This is a genomic window from Streptomyces alfalfae, from assembly GCF_004127445.1.
GTDB classification, from domain to species: domain Bacteria; phylum Actinomycetota; class Actinomycetes; order Streptomycetales; family Streptomycetaceae; genus Streptomyces; species Streptomyces alfalfae.
On sequence record NZ_QEXM01000036.1, the window covers coordinates 22,755 to 42,349 of the forward strand.

Below are 19,595 nucleotides of genomic sequence, written 5' to 3' on the forward strand. Positions count from 1 at the left end.
CTCCCATGGCGGGCGACGGCATCACGCGCCTGGACGCCGCCGGGCTCCTCGGCCACGCGGACGGTCTCGCCGGTCTCCTCGTCGCCACCGTGCGGGACGGCGCCTCGCTCGGCTTCCTCGCGGATCTGGACAGCGCGACGGCCGCCGCCTGGTGGCGCGGGCTCGCCGGTGCGGTCGAGGCGGGCGGTCTCGCCGTCTGGGCGGCGCTCGACGCCGGGCGGGTCACGGGAACCGTCGGCGTCGCCTTCACCGACAAGCCCAACGGCCGCCACCGGGCCGATGTCACCAAGCTGATGGTCCACCCGTCCGCGCGCGGCCAGGGCCTCGCCCGCGCGCTCCTGGCCACCGCCGAGGCGGCCGCCGCCGACGCGGGCGTGACCCTGCTCGTCCTGGACACCGAGACCGGCAGCCCCGCCGAGGCGCTCTACCACGGGGCCGGCTGGACCCCGGCCGGGTCGATCCCCGATTACGCGACCGACCCCGCCGGGGTCCTGCGCCCGACGACGCTGTTCTACAAACGGCTCCCCGCACCCTCCGGGGAGACGGCGCGGAGCCTGTGCTCTCAGTAGCGCAGCGCCGCCAGATGGACGTAGCTGTTCCGTGCCGTCGCGAACGGATCGGCCGGGGCGTCGTGCTCGACCAGCCACTGCCGGACACCGCCCACGCGCGCGTGGGCGAACATCGCGGCGAAGTCGAGCGTCCCCGAACCGACGTCGGCGAACCCGCCGTCGGCCGCCATGTCCTTCACGTGCAGCGCGGGGAAGCGGCGCGGATGGCACCGGAAATACGTCCCCGGACCGGTGCCGCCGCCCTTCGCCGCCCAGTACACGTCCAGCTCGAAGGCGACCAGATGCGGGTCGGTCTCCGCCAGGAGGATGTCGTACAGGCTCCTGCCGTCCACCACCACGTGGTCGGAGCCGTGGTTGTGGAACAGGACGGGACCGAGCCCCGCCTCGCGTGAGGCGAGCCCGATGCGGTTGAACTGCCGCGCCGCCTCCCGGAAGCCGTCCGGGGTGTGCATGACTCCCGGCAGGCTCGGCACCACGGGCCACCTGGCGCCCAGGGTGCGCAGATCGTCCAGCGCCCGTGGCAGACCGGCGCCGGTCAGGGTGGGGTACGCGACGTGCTCAAGGACCGCCCGCAGGCCCACCGCGTCCAGCATCCGCCGGATCGCGGAGGCGTCGTACCCGTGCCGGCCGCTGACGCCCACCGTCGCGTACCCGATCTCCGCGAGCCGTTCCAGGGTGCCCGCGAAGTCCCGCGCGAGCGCGTCGCGCATCGTGTACAGGTGCATGCCGATGCCGCCGCGCGGGATGCGCCGGCGCTTCACCGCGCCCTCACCGGCCGATGCGGGCAGCGCTCCGCCGAGGGCCGCCGCGAGCCCTGCCGACGTGCCGAAGGACGTATGGAGAAAGGCACGCCGCGTGCCGCCGGCCGACCTGTCCGGGCTCATCACCGCCCCTCCTTCACCGTGATCCGGACCGCGCCGGCCGTCGTGTCGCCCTTGTCGTCGGTCACCGTCAGATGCGCGGTGTACGTGCCCACGCGCGCGTACGTGTGCCGCGCGGTCGGGCCCTCGGCGCCGCCCGGCGGTGCGGGGTTGTCGCCGAAGTCCCAGTGGTAGGAGGCGGCGGTGCGCCCCGCGGGCAGCTTCACCCTGCCGGTGAGCGTCACAGCCAGCGGAGGCGCGCCGCTCGCCGGGGCCGCGGCGACCGCGACCTTCGCGCCGGACCGCTTCTCGACCCCGGGCCCGTTGAAGCGCAGCCAGTCCACCGAGAGCAGGTCCGGCTTGTCGGCCGTCCACCCCGGGTTGGTGAAGACCGCGTACAGCTTCGCCGTGCCGTCGTGCTCGGCGAGCCGCGTGGTCGGCGAGATGAAGTTCGACCAGCCGCCGGTGTTCGGCACCGTCACCTTGCCGAGCAGCGTGCCCGTGGGCGAGCCGGCCCGGAACTCGACGTCGCCGCCGAGACCGCCCGAGGAGGCGCCCACCGTCACCGAGTCGACGCCCTTGAGATGGACGGGGTCGAAGGAGACCCAGTCCTTGTCCTCGATCTCGATGAGCCGCTTGCCGCCCGAGGCGTCCGCCCTGGCGCCGGTGTCCACGCCGCCGTGCGCGCCGCCCGTGGCGGTGCGGTGCTCGGCCTCGCGGAAGGACGTGCGCAGGGTCAGCGAGGCGGAGCCGGTCAGCGCGGGCACGTCGCCGGCGCCCTTGTCCTCGTACTGGGCGGTGATGCCGTAGTACAGGTTCTGGCCGGGGCCGTGGCTGTCACCGGCGTCCGTCACGATCTCGCCCGCACAGCCGGTGTAGTTGTCCAGCGGGTGCAGATGCGCGTCGTGCCCGAGCTGGGACTGCACGACGACGCGGTCGCAGTCGATCCGCCCGTCCTCGCGGTCCTTGACCTTCACGGTGAACGGGATGGTGTCACCGAAGCTGAACGTCCCGCCGTTCGGCGGCTTGCCGAGCGTCACCGTGGGCCGGGTGTTGCCGACCGTGATCTCCCGTACGGCGAGTCCGTCGAGGTCACCGGGGCCCGTCACCTTCAGGCGGGCCGTGAACCGCCCCTCCTCGGTGTAGGTGTGGGTCGGGTTCGCCTCCGTGGAGTCGGTCGTGCCGTTCCCGTCGAAGTCCCACGCGTACGTGACCGGCTTGCCGTCCGGCAGCCCCGAGCCCTTGCTGGAGAACTCGACGGTCAGCGGCGCGCGCCCGCTGTCGGGAGCGGCCGCCGCACGGGCGTCGGGGAGGCGGCCGTCCGCCACGTAGTCGATGCGGTAGATGCCGGAGCCTTCGTTGCTGCCGCCGCGCCCCGTGCCGCTGCCGAGGCCGAAGTCGATGACGTACAGCGCCCCGTCAGGGCCGAAATCGGCATCGAAGGGCTGGTTCCACTTCATGTCGGGGAAGACGGAGTTGATGGACTGGAGATCACCGGCCTTGGCGGGCTCGAACCGCCGGTCGGTGAACTCCTGGTCCTTCTCCTGGACCGAGAACGTCTTGAACCACTGCCGGGTCAGCTCATAGGCGAACCACTTCCCCTCGAAGTACGCCGGGAACTTGGTCTTGTACGGGTTGTCGGCGTCGTAGTCGTAGACCGGGCCGCTCATCGGACCGCCGCCGCCCGCGCCGAGTTCGGGGAACTCCTTCGACTCGGAGTAGGCGTACCAGACGTTCGCGGGCTTGGCGGGCGGCAGCTCACGCAGCCCCGTGTTGTTGGGCGAGTCGTTCACGAGGTTCGCGCAGTCGAATTTCGCCTTCGAGGTCTTCGTCGCGAAGTCGTAGTCGTTGAACGGGGTGTTGTCGCCGACGCAGTACGGCCAGCCGTAGTTCCCCGCCTCGGTGATCCGGTCGAACTCCACCGTCCCCTCGGGGCCGCGGTCGGCGACCGCCTGCCGCGCGTCCGGTCCGTAATCCGCCACGAGGAGGGCGCCGCTGAGCGGGTCGGTGGTGATGCGGAAGGGATTGCGCAGCCCCATCGCGTAGACCTCGGGGCGTGTCTTGCCGGTGCCGGGCGGGAACAGGTTCCCCTCGGGCACCGCATAGGTCCCGTCGTCCTTCGGCGTGATCCGCAGCACCTTTCCGCGCAGGTCGTTCGTGTTGCCGGAGGTGCCCTGCGCGTCCCAGGCGCGGCGGCCCTCGCGCTCGTCGATCGGCGTGAATCCGTCGGAGGCGAACGGGTCGGTGTTGTCACCCGTGGCGATGTACAGATCACCCTTCTTGTCGAAGGCGATCGAGCCCGCCATGTGCGAATTCGCGCGGCCCTCACCGCGCAGCGTCGGAATGGTCAGCAGCCGTTTCTCCGACGCCGCGTCGACCTTTCCGCCCGCCTCGGTGAACCGGGAGAGGTTGATGCGCTTCTCGGTCTTGCCGGAGTGCAGCAGATAGAGCCAGTGGTTGTCCGCGAAATCCGGGTCGAGCGCGAGCCCGAGCAGCCCGTCCGACTGGCTCGTCATCTCCGGCGTGTACGCGAGGTCGAGCGCGGTGGAGACCTTCAGCGTCTCCTGGTCGATGATCTTCAGCTTGCCGGTGCGCTGCACGAAGAACACCCGGCGGTCCGGCGCGACCGCCAGCTCGAAGGGGTCCGCCAGATCCGCGGTGGCCAGCGGCGTCCGCTGGAAGCTGCCGGTCTTCGTGGCGGTGCAGTCCCCCGGCTTGTCGCCCGCGGCCCACTGGATGCCGCCGAGCAGGTGCGCGAGGAAGCCCTCCTCCTGGAAGGCCGCTTCGGCATGGCCGCCGGCCGTGTACCAGGACCGGCCGCCGTCGTAGTTCTGGCACCAGGACCACGGCTGGTCGACGCCCTCGTCCAGCCCCGAGACCCCGTCCCGCACCTTCACCTGGGCGAGGGTGTGCACCTTGCCGGTGGGGTTGGCGCGCCAGTTGTACCACTCCTCGGTGCGCTCCCAGAGCTCCGGGAGGCCCTTGGTGGAGGGGTGCGCGTGGTCGAGCACCTTGACCCGGCCCGTCTGCACCTCGGGATGCTTGTCGAAGATCGCGCCGACCAGGCCCTCGTACCAGTCCCAGTCACGCTCGCTCGCCGACGCCGCGTGCAGCCCGACGTAGCCGCCGCCCGCCCGCACGTACTTCTGGAAGGCCGCGCGCTGCCCGGCGTCGAGCAGGTCGCCCTTCTCCGGCGTCGAGTTGGTGTTGTTGAAGACGATCGCCTGGAAACGGGCGAGGTTGGCGTCGGTGAACGCCGAGGCGTCGTCGGTCGCCTCGACCTCGAAGCCGTGCTCGGCGCCGAGCTTCTCGACGGCCTCGATCCCCGCCGGGATCGAGTCGTGGGCGAAGTTCGTGACCTTGGAGAAGACCAGGACACGGAAGGCGGGCGCGGCCTCGGCGCGCGGCGGATCGGCGAGGCCGAGCCCCACCACGAGGGCGAGCAGGGTGATCAGGACGAGTACGGGTCTCGGCGCCCCGCTTCTCCGCCGCGCCGGCCGTGCGGCCACGGACCCTCCGCGTGGCGGTGCGGAGCCCGGCGGTGAGCCGGTCGGAGGTGGGCCGCCTGGTGCTGGGCTGCTGCTGGCCGTGGAACTCATGACGCTCCCTGGGCTGGCTTGTCTGATGGACGGCTGCCGGTCGCCGGGTGTGCGGTGAGTTGCGTCTGCGGTGCGGTGCGGTGCGTCCGCGCTGGTGTCTCGTTGCGTCCGTGCTTGAGCGGGGCTGAGCGGGGTGGTCCCTGCGGGGCCGTGGCCGCCGTGCGGTCCGCTAGAAAGCGCTTTCACGGAGCGGGGTTCAGGGTAGGTTCCGCGCCTGCGGGGGGTCAATGGGTGGGGAGGGGCGGGGTGGGTGCGGGGGTCCGGGGGGCGGGGAGGGGAGCCGTAGGGGGTCCGGTCGTGTGGGTCGTGCCGACCGAGGCGGGTGATTCGTATGGCGGGGGCCGGGCGGTGGTCCGCATGGCGGAGCGGGTGTGGAGGAGGCGGTGTGAGGGAGCGGGTGTGGGGGAGGCTGAGCGGGAGGCCCACAGCCGTACAGGCGACAGCCGTACAGCCGTGGACAGCCGCACACCGCCGTACCCAGGGAGCCCGCTGCGATGCCCGACCGAACCGACGACGCGACGACCACCACCCCCGCCACGTACACCGCGGGGCTGCTCAACGCGGCGGACGGCGTGCCCGTCGCCACGTACACCTGGCTGCCGGCCGACGGCAGGCCGCGCGCCTACGTGCAGATCGCCCATGGGGCCGCCGAACACGCCCTGCGCTACGACCGCTTCGCCCGGCACCTGACCGCGCGCGGCTACGGCGTGGTCGCCTCCGACCACCGAGGCCACGGCGCCACCGCACAGGCCACCGGCGGCTACGGGGTGACCTCCAAGGGTGACGGGGGCGAGGGCGCGGACGGCGCCGACAGTTGGCGGGCGATCGTCGACGACCTCAAGGCCATCGGCGACCAGGTGCGCACCCTGCACCCCGGGCTCCCGTTCTTCCTCCTCGGGCACAGCCTCGGCTCGATGCTCGCGCGGGACTACACCCAGGAGTACGCGGACGGCCTCGCGGGAGTGATCCTCTCGGGCACGTTCCGCTCGCTGCCCGGCGCCGATGTGCAAGGGGCGATCGAGCGCCTGGAGCGGGAGGTCGCCGAGGGCGGGCGCGCCGCGCTCTCCTCGTACGTCCCCGATCTGTTCGCCTCGTTCAACGACCCGTATCCGCACCGCACGGGCTTCGAGTGGCTCTCGCGCGACGAGGCGGAGGTCGACGCGTACGTGGCCGACGAGCGCTGCGGGTTCGCCTTCTCGGCGGGGCTCTCCCTGGACTGGATGCGTGCCGTGCGCAAGATCAACGATCCCCGCAACATCGCGCGTGTGCCCGCCGATCTGCCGATCCACGTGGCGGTGGGGGAGCAGGACCCGTGCAACCAGGGGATGACGCTGGTGCACGAACTCCTTGAGGACTTCCGGTACGCGGGGGCCGAGGACCTGACGTGGAAGGGCTATCCGGACGCCCGCCACGAGATCCTCAACGAGACGAACCGGGACGAGGTCCAGGCGGACCTGACGGCGTGGCTGGACGAGCGGGTGCTGTGACGCTGCGCCGGTTTCGGGGCCTCTGGCGGCTTCGGGGGCCTGGCGGCGCTGTCGGCTGAGGCGGCCGCGGTCGGCCTGGCGGCTTCGGCGGCTCCCGCGGGTCTGCGGCTGCGAGGGGACTGTCAGTGGCGTTGGCTAACGTTCTCGCCATGCCGAAGACCAGATCCCGGGGCCGGGCCGCCCACGTCACCTCGGACGACGTGCGCCGCATCGCCCTCGCCCTGCCCGACACGGTGGAGAAGATCGCGTGGAGCATGCCCACGTTCCGCGTGTCCGGAAAGATGTTCGTGACGGTTCCCGACGACGAGACGTCCATCGCGGTGCGCTGCCCGAAGGTGGAGCGCGACGAGCTGGTCCTCGCCGAGCCGGCGAAGTTCTGGGTCGCCGCACACGAGGCGGGCTCGGCCTGGGTGCGGGTGCGGCTGGCGGAGCTGGACGAGGAGGAGCTGACGGACATCCTCGCGGACTCCTGGCGCCAGGCGGCCCCGCCCCGGCTGCTGGAGGCACACCCGGAGCTGGGCGTCCCCGACACGGAGTAGCCGGGAGCCCGCACGCGAGGGGACGCGTTTCCGCGAGGGGGTGGCGCGTCGACAGCAGCTCCCGGAACAATCGCGGTGAGCGCCGTCCGCACCGCATGGCATGATCCCGCCACGACTACAGGGGAGGGGTGGCGGGCGTGCCGTCAGGGGCCGGGCTGCGGGGCGGGGAGTCCAGTATCTGGAGCCGGGACTTCGGGCTCTTCTTCGGGGCCCGGGCCGTGGCCAAGCTCGGGGACACCATGCTGCCCGTCGCCCTGGCCGCGGGGCTGCTGCGGCACGGGCACGGCGCCGGGGCCGTCGGCCTCGCCATGGCCGCGACCACGGTCTGCTTCGCGGGGCTCGTGATCTTCGGCGGGGTCTTCGCCGACCGGTTCAGCACCCGGCTGCTCATGATCGGCGCGGACCTGGTCCGCCTCGGCGCCCAGGCCCTCGCGGCGGTGATCTTCTTCACCGGCCACGTGGTCCTCTGGCAGATCTGCGCGATCGGCGCGGTCAACGGCGCGGCGGCGGCCCTGTTCCAGCCGGGCGTCGCCAGCACGGTCCCGCGTCTCGCCGCCGACGTGCAGAAGGCCAACGGGGCGATCCGCGTGGCCGAGTCGACCGCGTCCCTGGCGGGACCGGCCGCGGCCGGTGTCCTGGTCGGCCTCGCCTCACCCGGCGCGGTGTTCGCCGCGCACGCGGCCACGTACGGAGTGAGCGCCCTGTGTCTCCTCCTGCTCCGCCTCCCGCCCCCGCGCGCGGGCTCGCAGCCGCACAGCGAGGGCTTCCGCGCCGACCTGGTGCAGGGGTGGCGGGAGTTCCGGGCCCGCACCTGGCTGTGGGGCGTCATCGCCGTCTACAGCGTGCTGATGATCACCACCATCGGCCCGACCGTGCCGCTGGTGGCGACCCTGGTCGTACAGGACCACGGCTCGGGCGCCTACGGCCTGGTGAACTCCGCCCTCGGCGCCGGAACCGTCATCGGGGGCCTGATCGCCCTGCGGCTGCGTCCCCGCCGCATGCTCCGGGCCGGCAGCTTCGCCCTCGTGGCGAACTGCGCGTTCCCGGTATCCGTCGGCGCCGGGCTCGACGTCCCGCTGATGGCGGCGGGCGCGGCGGTCGCGGGCGCGGGGGCCTCGTTCTGGGGTGTGATGTGGGCGACGAGCGTCCAGACCCAGGTGCCCCCGGACGTCCTGAACCGCATCCACGCGTACGACGTCGCGGGTTCCCTCGCGATGCTCCCGGTGGGCCAGGCGCTCGCGGGCCCCGCGGCGAGCGCCTTCGGGGCCGAGGCGGTACTGATCACGGGCGGCGCGATGACGGTCGTGGTCGTCCTCGCCCTGCTCTCGGTGCCGGCGATACGCGGCCTGGTCAGGGCCGACGCCCACACCGGTCCACCGGCGACCTCCGGCCAGGGAAAGGCCCCGGGCCCCGGGCCGGCCTCCGGTCACGGGTCGGAGCGAGGTCCCGTCGCGCGCCCGCGCGCCCACACGCGGACGAGCGACCTCAAGCGCGACTGAGATCACCGACCCCGCGCCGGTCCCGCGCCCCCGAAAGGGGCGAGCGATCACCTGCCGGAGTGCGGTATTGTTTCCGTGCACGTTCGGCCAGGGGGAAACCCCAGGTCACACGGGCACCGGGACGTGGCGCAGCTTGGTAGCGCACTTGACTGGGGGTCAAGGGGTCGCAGGTTCAAATCCTGTCGTCCCGACGGTGAAGTACAAGGTCAGAGGGGCCCTTCGGGGCCCCTATCGATCGTTTCCAGAGGCGCCGTCCCTTAATTTCTCGCAAGTGCTGTTGATCAAGCTCGATCGAGGAATTCGGCTGGCTTCTCTGTACCCGCCCTGAGCGACTGCGGGTCGGGGTGCAAATAGGTCTGCTCCGTGCATCCGAGGTCCGGATGGCCGGCCCAGGCGGAGACAACCGTGGACGGCACCCCATCGTGCGCCGTCCACGACCGACAGACACGCCTCGCGTCGTACAGCCGCGCCTTCCGCGCGCGGTCGATAGGCGCTCGTCCGCGTGTTGGCGTGGCCGGTGATCGTCTCGGCCGGCAGGTTCACGTCGGGCTCCAGCGGGGCGCCGCGTCGGCGGCGTACCGTGGCAGCGTGGCGAACGAAGACCTGGGGAAGACCCTGCGCCGTCTGCGTCGGCTTGCCTCCCTGACGCAAGAAGAGCTGGCCGAGCGCTCCGACGTGTCCGTCGATGTGATCCGTCAACTCGAACAGCGACGGAAGCATTCGGCACGCCTCCCCACGCTCCACGCTCTCGCCAACGGCCTGGGCGTGGAACTGACGACGCTGCTGGGCGATCCTCCGGCGGTCACGGCAGGTGGAGAGAGCGACGGCCCGCGCTTCGTCGCCGTGCGCCGCGCCGTCATGCCCGCGCTGTGGGGGCCACAAGCGGTACTGACGGGACCGGACTTCTCCATCGACCGGCTGCGCGAGCAGATCGCGGACGGGTGGTCGCAGTACCACGCAGCCGAGTTCGAACCTGTGATGAAGAGCCTGCCCGACCTGATCAACGACGCGCGTTCTGCCACGGTGTCAGGGAGCGACGACGACCGCAGGGCCGGTTTCGCGGCCCTGGGTAAAGTACTCCAGCTCGCCGGACACGTCGCCGTGCGCATGGGCAAGACCGACCTCGCCTTGACGAGCCTGGAGCGGGCCATAAGCGCGGCGGAGCAGTCCGCGGATCCGCTCCTGGTCCCCATGATCGTGAATTCGGTCGCCTGGACCTATCAGCGACAGGGCCGCCTGGAAGACGCCCTGGGTATCGCCCTTCGCTCGGCTGAAGCAATCAAGAGCGGCGGGCACACGGACACCGCCGACGGACTGAAGGTGTGGGGAGCCCTCACTATGAGTGCCGCCACGTCCGCCGCGCGCAGCGGCGACTACGCGCGTGCAGCAGAGTTGATGGCGGGAGCAGAAAAGGAAGCCGCCCGCGTCTCCAAGCTCCCTGCGGGCAGTGACAACCGTATGGTCAGCGTCTTCAGCCCGTCATCGGTCCGGATCGAACGCGTCCGGCTCGCGGTCCAGTACGGGCGCCCGCACGACGCGCTGGCACTTGCCAAGGGAATGCGACTGAGCAAAGACACTCCGCCGTCCTGGCGGACGTGGCTGCTGCTGGATGTGGCCCGAGCGCACACGGACACCGGGGACGCTGCCGGAGCGGTGAAAGCGCTGGAGTCCCTGCGCCGGGTGGCACCGACGTGGATGCAGCACCACACCTTGGCCGTGGCCATCGTGCGTGACTTGTGGACGCTGCCCAACCACCCGCCGGGGCTACGGCCGTTGGCGGAGTTCCTGGGGGTCGCCGAATAGCGGGGTGAAAGTGGGACGTTGCGCCCCTGTCAGCGTTCCTGGCATGTCGCTTACATGAACGGACAGCGTCCCGGTGACCGCGCGAGCGGCCCCGGGACTTGGCCGTTCCGAGAGAGCAGACCGACATGCCGCAACCTCCGACGCGGGCCCGGCCGACCGGGCATCCCGGGTACAGCGAGACCCTGCCGAGAGAGCCGGAGAGCGCAGCCACCGCACGGCGTCTGCTGCGTGCCGCCTGTGCCGTCTGGGGGCTGGACGCATGGGCCGAGGATGGGGCGCTGATCGTGTCCGAGCTGGTGGCCAACGCCGTCCAGCACGCCCGGCGGGAGTCCATCCGGGTTGTCATCGACCGCACCGAGGCGGGGCGCGTGCGCGTCGGCGTCGTGGACTTCTCCAAGACGCGGCCCGTCCGCAAGACGCCGGGCCCCGAGGACGAGGGCGGGCGCGTCCTGGCGCTCGTGGACGGGCTGGCCGAGACCTGGGGAACCGATCCGCTGCCGTGGGGCAAACGGGTCTGGGCGGAGTTGCGGGGGAAGGAAGAGGGATGAGCGGCGAGCGGGGACAGGGCGTGTGGGTCGGCGGTCCCGATCCATGGCGAGGACGCCGACCGGCGCGGGGGCGTCACCGACGTGCGCGGCGGCACGGTGTGGGTGCTGCGGCCGGAGGCAGGACCGGGGTCGTGGACCTCGGAGCACCCCGAGCGGCTGACCGTGCCGGAGTCACGGCAGAGCTGCCCCGGTCCCGCGGGCACGGCCCGCGGGACCGGGTGGGTCAGTGGTCCCTGCGGTACTGCGCGGGCGACCCCTTGGTCGCCTTGTCCTCGTACGAGCCGGCCCTGCCGCGGTCCACGTGGAACTTCGTCAGCGTGGTCACGGGGGAGTGCGGGTCGCGGCGGTCGCCGATGACGCGCATGTGGGCGGTGAAGCGCCGGGGCGTCACCTCGTACACGTCGTAGCCGTACCGGTTGCCCTCGAAGTACTTCAGGTGCGGGTTGGCCTTGCCCATGAGGGGGCCGTTGGCGGTGTTCCACTCGGCCGAGTAGGCGCCCGAAGTCACCGAGTGGGCGGTGAACTCGGTGCCCACCAGCGGCGACTCGGGCTGGTCGAAGTCGGTGCGGACATCGTCGACGAACGCCGAGTGCCAGTCGCCGGTGATGACGACCAGATCCTCCAGGCCGCTCTTGTGCACGTGCCCGAGGACCTCCTTGCGCTCGGCGAGGAAGCCGTCCCACTGGTCGGTGAACATGTACGAGCCGCCCGGCCTGCCCCGCAGTTGGCTCAGCATGATCGAGTTGGCCCACACGTGCCAGGAGTCCGGGGCGCGGTCGACGGTGCGCTTGAGCCACGCCTTCTGCTCGGCGCCGAGGATCGTGCCGTCGGGCAGGTTCTGCGCCGAGCGGTACGAGCGCAGGTCGAGGATGCTCAGTTCGATCAGATCGCCCCAGCGGCGCACGCGGTGGATCTCGGGGTCGGGCAGGGCCATGCCGCCGAAGGAGTCGCGGTGCGGCATGTGCTCGAACCACGCCTGGTAGGCGGCCGCGCGGCGGCGCATGAACGGGGCGCCGCCCCCGGTGCCGCTGTAGTCGTTGACCACCTCGTGGTCGTCCCAGGTGAGGAACCACGGGTGGGCCGCGTGCGCCTCGCGCAGCGACTTGTCGCCCTTGTACAGGGCGTGCCGCTTGCGGTAGTCGGCGAGGGTGAGGATCTCCGGGCCGTCGTGGTCGCGTACGTGCTTCTCCGGCACGCCGCCGACCTGGCCGTGCTCGTAGATGTAGTCGCCGAGGTGGACGACGAAGTCCACGTTCTCGCGGGCGATGCCGCGGTGCGCGGCGTAGAAGCCGTCGTGGAACGCCTGGCAGTTGGCGGCGGCGAAGGTGACCCGGGAGACCCGGCCGCGCGGCGCGGTCTTCGTGCGGCCGACGCGGCTGGTCCTGCCGAGCGCCTTGAACGCGTACCAGTAGTGGCGGCCGGGCGCGAGACCGCCGACCGGCACGTGCACGCTGTGGCCGAGCGTCGCGGACGCCGGCGCGGTGCCGCGGGCGACGACGTGCCGCAGCCGGGAGTCCCTGGCGACCACCCAGTCGACCTCCACGACCTCGGGGAGTCTCTGCTCGGCGGCGAGGGGTTCGGGCGCGAGTCTGGTCCACAGGAGCACCGAGTGCGGCTGCGGATCGCCGGAGGCCACACCGAGCGTGAACGGCGCCCGGTCGTACTCGGCGCCCAGGCGCTCGGCGGCCTCGCGGGCCTGTGCGGGGGTGAGTCCCGCGGCCAGCGGCCAGGCGAGGTTCAGCGCACCGGCCGCCGCGGCGGCCTTCAGCAGATCACGGCGGTTGACGCTCATCGGTGGCCTCCGTCGGCGCTGAGGGTGAGGGAGAGGGCGTCCGCGTAACCGTCGTTGGAGGTGCCGCCGCCGCTGCGGGTGAAGACGAGGAGGAGCCGCGCCGAGCGGGCGGTGGGCGGCACCGCGGCCTCGGCGGTGCGTTCCACCAGGCCCGTGCGGCCCTCCCGGTCCCCGGCGCCGACGGGGCCGAGCACGCTGAGCGCGACGGGCGTGCCCTTGGCGTCACGGAACTCCACGGAGAGCCGGGCGCCGTCCTCCTGCCCGGCGTAGCCCCCGAGCCAGGCGGACAGGGTGTAGCGCACCCGCCCCGCGTCGACGGCCCGGCGCCCGGTCCGTCCGGTCCTGGGCAGCGGGATGTCCTGCACCAGGGCGGTACGGGCGCTGTCGCCACCCGAGAAGAAGCGGCTGCCGCGCCGGGCGGGGCCGGGGTCCGACGCGGTCGGGTAGCCACCGCCGAGGCTGTAGGCGATGAGCGCCGGGGCTCCCTGGGCGACCCGCCAGCCGCTGACCTCCGCGACGGGTTCGGCGGTGCCGCCCGCCCCGCTCTCCGCGTCGCCGTTGACGACCAGATTCACGCACGCCTCCTGTGATCGTTCGGGTTGAGCGCGGTCAGCCCACCAGCCGCGTGTGAACCAGGAGAAGCCGTACGGCGAATTCCCCACCCCGTGTGTGTCCGGGAGGCGCCCCCTGCCGCCGTGGCCGGGGCGCTCGCGGCCACGGCCGGACCAGGCGCTCCCGCCGCGCCGTCAGTCCACGGTCTTGCGCAGCACCAGCAGGTGGTACTCCACGTGGTCGCGGGTGAAGGAGCGGTAGGGGCCCATCAGCGGGTCGACGTGGGCGAGGGCCTCCTTGCCGTATCGCTGCTCCATCTCCTCGCGCCGGTCCTCGTACAGGACGGACATCAGCTCGCCGCACACCACCGCGTTGGCGGTCATGTCCTGCACCTGCCGCACCTGGAAGCCCGCCTCCTCGACCTCGGCGAACAGCGCGGCCAGCGGCCTGAGCGGCGGAGACGTCCACAGCGTCGTGTACGCGGCCACCTCCTCCTCCGTGGGCCTGCCGCGCACCGTGAACTCGGTCAGCAGGAAGTGCCCGCCCGGCTTCAGGACGCGCCACGCCTCCCGCAGGCCCTGGGCGCGGTCGGACAGATGCGGGACGCAGTCGATCGACCAGGCGGCGTCGAACGACGCGTCCGGGTGATCGAGGGCCATGGCGTCGCCGTACGCGAACGCGGCCCGCTCCCCGGCGGGGTGGTCCGCGCGCCGCTCCTGACAGCGCGCGAGCTGGCTCCGGCTCACCGTGACGCCGGTGACGTGGCACCCGGTGCGTTCCGCGAGCCGCAGCGCGGGGCCGCCGGTCCCGCAGCCGATGTCGAGCACCCGCGAGCCCGCCGCCGGGTCGAGCGTGTCGATCAGGAACTCCGTCTGCCGGTCCTGCGCGAGGTCGGCGAGACCGACCAGGTCGGGCACGGGGGCACGTGTGCCGTGCGGCACGAACATGCCGATGTGCAGGGCACTCGAACCGAGCGTCATCGCCAGCAGGTCGCCGTACCGGTCGTACATGGCCCCCACTTCCTCGGGGGTGGGAGCCGTGCCGCCGTGCGCGTCCACTGCCATGGTGCGTCTCCTCCCTGGCACGCGGAGGCCGGTTCCCCCGCGCGAACGAGACCATTGCACCTGCCCCACTGGGCTCCCGTGACGACGTAGTCGAGCCACAGTGGTCGAGCCGCACAGGAGGCACACGCGTCCCGTACGGCGACAGCCGCCTCAGAGGTCCCGAGGCCGCTGTCGCCCGCCGCCCGTCCGTACGGCGGCGATGCGGGCCGCTCCTAGGGCCGGCCGCGTTTCGTCGGCTTGCAGACGGCCCGCGCGGACTTGCCCGGGTCGCTCTCCGAGCGGGCGGTCAGCGTGACCCTGCCGTGCCGGTCGGCGTCGTGCCGCGCGTGCACCGCGACGTCGACCTCGACGGAGTCGCCGGACCGCGCCGTGGCGAGCCGGTTGGGCAGCCAGGCGGACCAGCCGTCGCCGGACGCCTCGGCGGAGAGGCGGTAGACGTCGGACCGCAGATAGCGCTCGACGTCCTCGGGGTGCCCGGAATCCGGCGGCGTCCCGCGCCCGGTGTTGGCCAGGTCGAAGGAGCACACGGCGCGGCGCTCGGCGTTGCCCTCGGCGTGCCCCCGGTCGAGCCGCACGCCCCGGCGCTGCGGCCCCGCGCCGTCGAGCGACCGGACGGCGAGGGTGTACGACAGGACGCCGTTCCGCCGCCGCTCCAGGTCGAGGACGTAGAAGTGCAGCCGGTTGGCCTCGTCGACGTACTCGTAGATGCTGCCCGAGTCGGCGCCCGCGTGCAGCAGCGCGTCGCTGAGCTGCCGGTAGTCGCCCATGGTGATGTTCTGGAGGGTCCCGTCGGGCCGCTCGAAGTCCACCATGCCGATGTCCTCGGGGTGGGCGTCGACCACCCACGCGAACGGCGCCTTGTCCTGGTTCTTCGTCTTGGCGAGCAGCACGCCGTGGTCGGGCGTGAAGGAGTCCATGCCCATGCGGTCGACGACCTCGACGGTGTAGTTCTCGTAACCGCCGCCGTCGCACAGGGGGTTCGTGTCCGGGTCGCAGGCGGGGGACCGGTCGCGGTCCATGGCGATGTTCACGCCGCTGAGCCCCTTCGAGCCGGGCGGCGCCGAGCGCGCCGTGACGCGGGCCACGACCGTGCCGGAGTCCTTGAGCGCGTCACGGTCCAGGCGCAGCACGTTCTTCTCGTCGACGATGCCGAGCTTGAGCTTGTCCCGCAGGATGTGCTGGGCGCCCATGGCGGCGCCGTTGGTCGCCGGGATGTGCCAGCGGGTGTGCGGTCCGCCCGGGCCGTTGAAGGAGCCGCGCGAGAGCATGCTCCAGATGCCGGTGTAGGCGCGGCGCATCGGCTCGTCGTAGGGGTTGTTGTAGTTGTCGGCGATCCCCAGGATGTGGCTCAGCTCGTGTGCGTACACGCCCATGCCGGAGCTCTCGGCCTGGGTGGAGGAGCCGGCCGCCGCGTTGGGCCAGATGCGGGCGGCCGCCGCCCACGACGTCCACGGCACGTACCGGGTCTCCGCCGCGTTGCCCCCGGTGGCGATGGGCGCGGGCGGGCCCCACGCCGGCGGCACGGCTCCCGGCGAGGCGAACTTCATCTGCCCGAACTCCTGCCACACCGACGACTCGTCCTGCCCGGCGGTCAGGAAGAAGACGAAGTCGTACTCGCCGGTCTTGCCGCTGCCCACGTCCGCGGTCCAGGCGGCCTTGCCGTCGGCGCGGATGTCCTTGCCGCAACTGCTCCCGCTCGGGCACGCGCCCGGGTTCATCCGGGGTTCGATGCCGTACTGGAAGGACTTGTGCGGCATGCGGTAGACGCCGAAGGCGGTCAGGTCGACGCCGATGCGGCCGCCGGAGTCCTCCATCCAGTACTCGTTGATGGTGTGGCCGCGGTTCAGCTTCCCGGGCTTGTTCAGGAAGTCCCGGTAGAAGGACGGGAGCCGGTCACGCGGGATGCCGGACGCGCTCGCCTGCGGATTGCCGAAGAGGCTGGAACCGGCCGGTTTGCTGACGGTGAACTCCTCGTCGGGGTAGTCGAGGAGCACCAGGGCGCCCTTGAAGGTGCGCTGCGTGGGCTGGAGATCCGGGTCCGCCCAGTCGGCGCCGGGCACGGGCCGGTGGTCGGCCCAGGTCATGTCGTCGGGGTTCTGCCAGCGCTGCGGGTCGATCGGCCGGACGAGGGGCGGGCGGCCGTCGGGCCCCGGGCTCGCCTGCGCGGGGCCGGCGGCGAGGACGGACGCGGTCAGGCCCAGGAGTGCCGCGAGGAGAGCGGCGCGGCGGGCGGGGACTCTGCGCGGTCTGTACGGGGGTCGGAGGAACAAGGGTCACCTCTTGCCTGGAGAGTGTGGACAAGAACATGACATGCAGTTCAGCCGTACCCTCCGCCTCGTGCCTCCCGGGAGTCAACAGCCTTTCGGGACGTCCGCGGGACGTGCGGCCGACGGTGCGCGGGACGTGCGACCGCGCTTTTTGGACGTCGCGCGGACCTGCGGCCGCTGGAACCGGCGGGCCGGGGCAGCCGGATGCGTGACCGGGCCCGCCGGGGTAGGTGAGGCCCTCAGCAGCGCCCGTCCGACACCTTCAGGCCGGTGCCCGCTCCCGCCGTCCTGCCCACGACGTCCGGCACGCAGCCGGCGCTGTCGAGGGTGTACGGGTAGGGGATGCTCACCGTGGTGTTGGACGTCGGGTTCGGGCCCGCCGGGTCGTACTCGTCGTCGGCGGGGGACCAGGTCACCCTGTCGAAGGTGTTGCCGCTGACCTGCCAGTAGCCGGCCGCGTCGGTGTAGAACGTGCCCAGGACGTCCTTGGAGTCCTTGAAGTAGTTGTGGTCCACCTTGGCCTTGGCCCCGGCGCGGGAGTTGATGCCGGACTCGTTCAGCCTCACGTAGTAGTTGTTGTAGATGTGGGACGTGCCGCCGCGGAGCAGCGGCGTACGGGAGTCGATGTTCTCGTACTTGTTGTGGTGGTACGTGATGAAGCCGTTCGAGACGTCGCTCTCGCTGGAGCCCACGAGGCCGCCGCGCCCGGAGTCGCGCAGGACGCTGTACGACAGGGTGACGTACCGGGTGTTGTCCTTCATGTCGAAGAGGCCGTCGTAGCCCTCCGACTCCCCGCCCGACGCCTCCAGGGTCGTGTGGTCCACCCAGACGTTGCGGACGTCGCTCTCCATGCCGATGGCGTCGCCGCCGTTGGACGTGGGGGAGCCGGACTTCTTGACGTTCCTGACGGTCACGTTCTGGATGATGATGTTGTGGGAGTCCCGTATGTGGATGCCCAGCTGGTCGAAGACCGCGCCGCTGCCGACGCCCACGAGCGTGACGTTGCTGATCTGCTTGAGCTCGATGACGCCGGCGGCGGTGTTGCAGCTCTCGCCCGAGACCTTCTTGGTGTTGGCGTGGTTGATCGTGCCCTCCACCTCGATGGTGACCGGGGTGTCGGCGGCGGCGCGGTCGCACAGGGCCGCGTGGATCGCGGTGCCGGTCGTGGCCCGCACCGTCTTCCCGCCCGCGCCGCCGGTGGTCCCGCCGTTCTGCGTGGCGTAGCCGTCGGCGCCGCCGGCCACGGCCGAGGCCCGCGGCTGCGCGGCTGCTTCCGGCAGCGTCACCGCCGCACCGGTCGCGGCTGTGACGGCCAGCGCGGCCAGTGTGGCGTGCACTCTGCGTGAACGTGCTCGGCTCATGGTCGGCTCCCTGTTCATCGTCCTCGTCGCGTTCCGGGTATGGCTCTCCCGTGTGCCGTAGTCGTCGCGGTGAGGCGCGAGGTTGCCGCCTCACCGCCGTGGTTTTGTCATGTCACGGTCTTCTGCTGTGCTGCCGGGGACCAGGGATCAGTGCACCCGAGGCGGCAGCGAGACGTCGCGCTGGTGGGGGATGCCGAGCGGGGGCGGCAATTCGCCCTGCTGGACGGTGACCGTGCGGGCGGGGGCCGGGACCCTGATGCCCTCGACGCGGTAGCGCTGGTGGAGGCGCTTGATGAACTCGTGCTTGACGCGGTACTGGTCGCTGAACTCGCCGACGCCGAGGATCACCGTGAAGCTGATCCGCGAGTCCCCGAAGGTGTGGAAGCGGATCGCCGCCTCGTGGTCGGGGACCGCGCCCGTGATCTCCTTCATCACCTCGTCGACCACCTCGATGGTGACCCGCTCGACCTGCTCCAGGTCGCTGTCGTAGCTCACCCCGACCTGCACCGTGATCGACAGCTGCTGCTCGGGGCGGCTGAAGTTGGTCATGTTGGTGCTCGCCAGCTTGGCGTTGGGGATGATCACCAGGTTGTTGGAGAGGTCGCGCACCACGGTGTTGCGCCAGTTGATGTCGACGACGTAGCCCTCCTCGCCGCTGCTGAGCTGGATGTAGTCACCGGGCTGCACGGTCTTCGCGGCGAGGATGTGCACGCCCGCGAAGAGGTTGGCCAGGGTGTCCTGGAGCGCGAGGGCCACCGCGAGGCCACCGACGCCGAGGGCGGTGAGCAGCGGCGCGATGGAGATGCCGAGGGTCTGCAGGACGACGAGGAAGCCCATCGCGAGCACCACGACCCGCGTGATGTTCACGAAGATGGTCGCCGACCCCGCCACCCCGGAGCGCGACTGCGCCACCGATCTGACCAGGCCCGTGACGATCCGCGCCGCGGTCAGCGTCGCCGCGAGGATGAGCAGCGCGGTCAGCGTCATGGTGACGTTGCGGCCGGTGCGCGAGGAGAGGGGCAGCGCGCCCGCCGCCGCGGCGAGACCCGCCGTGATGGCGGCGCAGGGCACGAGGGTGCGCAGGGCGTCGACGATGATGTCGTCGCCGTTCCAGCGGGTGCGGCTCGCCCGCTCGCCCAGCCAGCGCAGCAGCGCGCGCAGCAGCAGCCCCGCCGCGACTCCGGCGGCCACGGCGACTCCGGCCATGATCCAGTCGTGCAGTGTCAGGGCACGGGTCATCGGTTCACCTCCGGCGTATGGGCGGAGTGTGCTCGGTCCAGCGCCGGGGTGCCGGCGAAGGGCACGCGTGCCCGGGGTATGTGATGTGTCGTCACCTTGTGTTACCTGCTCGGTTCCTGGAGTTCGATCGCGGCGCCGGAGCGGAGGGCCCGGCGCGGTCGTCATCCTGCCGCATGCGGGGACGGCGGGTGCGCGGACCCCTCTTCGGATCTCCACGAATCGGCCATGACTCCGGACCGCGGCCATGGAGCGCGGACGCGGTGACGGTCACCCCGGTGAGCTGCGGAAAAGCGCCCGGACCGGGTCACACCGGTGCCGCACAGGCGTACGGGGCCGTTCGGGTGACGCTTCTTCGCCACGCGTCCCACGCGCACGGGGGTCGACGACGGGCGCGCCGCCTGCTGTCATGCGTTCAT

Annotated in this window: 13 protein-coding genes, 1 tRNA gene and 1 pseudogene; 7 read left to right on the forward strand and 8 right to left on the reverse strand. The window is 72.0% G+C overall.

What is annotated here, in order from left to right; all coding sequences use genetic code 11:
* Positions 1-5 precede the first annotated feature (5 nt).
* Positions 6-569, forward strand: a complete 564-nt coding sequence (locus DCW30_RS14550; protein WP_076688587.1) for a GNAT family N-acetyltransferase — start codon at positions 6-8, stop codon at positions 567-569.
* Here the strand turns inward: DCW30_RS14550 and DCW30_RS14555 are convergent.
* Both DCW30_RS14555 and DCW30_RS14560 read right to left on the reverse strand, forming a co-directional pair.
* On the reverse strand, positions 563-1,453 hold the full coding sequence (locus tag DCW30_RS14555; protein ID WP_076683103.1) for a sugar phosphate isomerase/epimerase family protein: 891 nt from the start codon (positions 1,451-1,453) through the stop codon (positions 563-565). The genes DCW30_RS14550 and DCW30_RS14555 overlap by 7 nt on opposite strands.
* Positions 1,453-5,028 carry a ThuA domain-containing protein gene (locus tag DCW30_RS14560; protein ID WP_079249898.1) on the reverse strand — a complete coding sequence of 1,192 codons (3,576 nt, stop codon included), beginning with the start codon at positions 5,026-5,028 and terminating at the stop codon, positions 1,453-1,455. Before DCW30_RS14560 ends, DCW30_RS14555 begins: the two co-directional genes overlap by 1 nt.
* 494 nt (positions 5,029-5,522) lie before the next feature.
* Between DCW30_RS14560 and DCW30_RS14565 the strand changes: the two genes are divergently transcribed.
* The 6 genes from DCW30_RS14565 (at position 5,523) to DCW30_RS14590 (ending at position 10,904) form a co-directional block, all read left to right on the forward strand.
* Positions 5,523-6,515, forward strand: a complete 993-nt coding sequence (locus tag DCW30_RS14565; protein WP_076683100.1) for an alpha/beta fold hydrolase — start codon at positions 5,523-5,525, stop codon at positions 6,513-6,515.
* Positions 6,516-6,664: 149 nt separating this feature from the next.
* The gene (locus tag DCW30_RS14570; protein ID WP_062780911.1) at positions 6,665-7,054 is read left to right on the forward strand and encodes an MmcQ/YjbR family DNA-binding protein; all 390 of its coding nucleotides are present in this window, start codon (positions 6,665-6,667) and stop codon (positions 7,052-7,054) included.
* A gap of 128 nt (positions 7,055-7,182) precedes the next feature.
* Positions 7,183-8,553, forward strand: a complete 1,371-nt coding sequence (locus tag DCW30_RS14575; RefSeq protein WP_373568985.1) for an MFS transporter — start codon at positions 7,183-7,185, stop codon at positions 8,551-8,553.
* 117 nt (positions 8,554-8,670) lie between these two features.
* A tRNA-Pro gene (locus DCW30_RS14580) sits at positions 8,671-8,744 on the forward strand.
* A 397-nt stretch (positions 8,745-9,141) separates the two neighbouring features.
* A complete protein-coding gene (locus tag DCW30_RS14585) occupies positions 9,142-10,356 on the forward strand; it encodes a helix-turn-helix domain-containing protein (protein WP_076688585.1) in 1,215 nt (404 codons plus the stop codon).
* Between the two features lie 125 nt (positions 10,357-10,481).
* Positions 10,482-10,904 (forward strand): ATP-binding protein, encoded by a 423-nt coding sequence (locus DCW30_RS14590; RefSeq protein WP_076683098.1) that lies wholly within the window; start codon positions 10,482-10,484, stop codon positions 10,902-10,904.
* Between the two features lie 223 nt (positions 10,905-11,127).
* On the opposite strand, the gene DCW30_RS14595 is transcribed toward DCW30_RS14590, so the two are convergent.
* The 6 genes and pseudogenes from DCW30_RS14595 to DCW30_RS14620 all read right to left on the reverse strand — a co-directional run bounded on the left by DCW30_RS14595 (position 11,128) and on the right by DCW30_RS14620 (position 19,179).
* Positions 11,128-12,696 carry an alkaline phosphatase D family protein gene (locus tag DCW30_RS14595; protein ID WP_076683096.1) on the reverse strand — a complete coding sequence of 523 codons (1,569 nt, stop codon included), beginning with the start codon at positions 12,694-12,696 and terminating at the stop codon, positions 11,128-11,130.
* Positions 12,693-13,271 (reverse strand): phosphoesterase, encoded by a 579-nt coding sequence (locus tag DCW30_RS14600; RefSeq protein WP_076683094.1) that lies wholly within the window; start codon positions 13,269-13,271, stop codon positions 12,693-12,695. Before DCW30_RS14600 ends, DCW30_RS14595 begins: the two co-directional genes overlap by 4 nt.
* Positions 13,272-13,442: 171 nt before the next feature.
* The gene (locus DCW30_RS14605; RefSeq protein ID WP_076683092.1) at positions 13,443-14,312 is read right to left on the reverse strand and encodes a class I SAM-dependent methyltransferase; all 870 of its coding nucleotides are present in this window, start codon (positions 14,310-14,312) and stop codon (positions 13,443-13,445) included.
* 212 nt (positions 14,313-14,524) lie between these two features.
* Complete coding sequence (locus DCW30_RS14610) at positions 14,525-16,582, reverse strand: M6 family metalloprotease domain-containing protein (RefSeq protein WP_076683090.1); 2,058 nt, start codon at positions 16,580-16,582, stop codon at positions 14,525-14,527.
* 239 nt (positions 16,583-16,821) lie between these two features.
* Positions 16,822-17,940, reverse strand: a pseudogene (locus DCW30_RS14615) (pectate lyase family protein); the annotation flags it as partial.
* Positions 17,941-18,087: 147 nt separating this feature from the next.
* Positions 18,088-19,179: a mechanosensitive ion channel family protein gene (locus DCW30_RS14620; RefSeq protein WP_076683086.1), complete on the reverse strand. Its 1,092-nt coding sequence runs from the start codon at positions 19,177-19,179 to the stop codon at positions 18,088-18,090.
* Positions 19,180-19,595 lie beyond the last annotated feature (416 nt).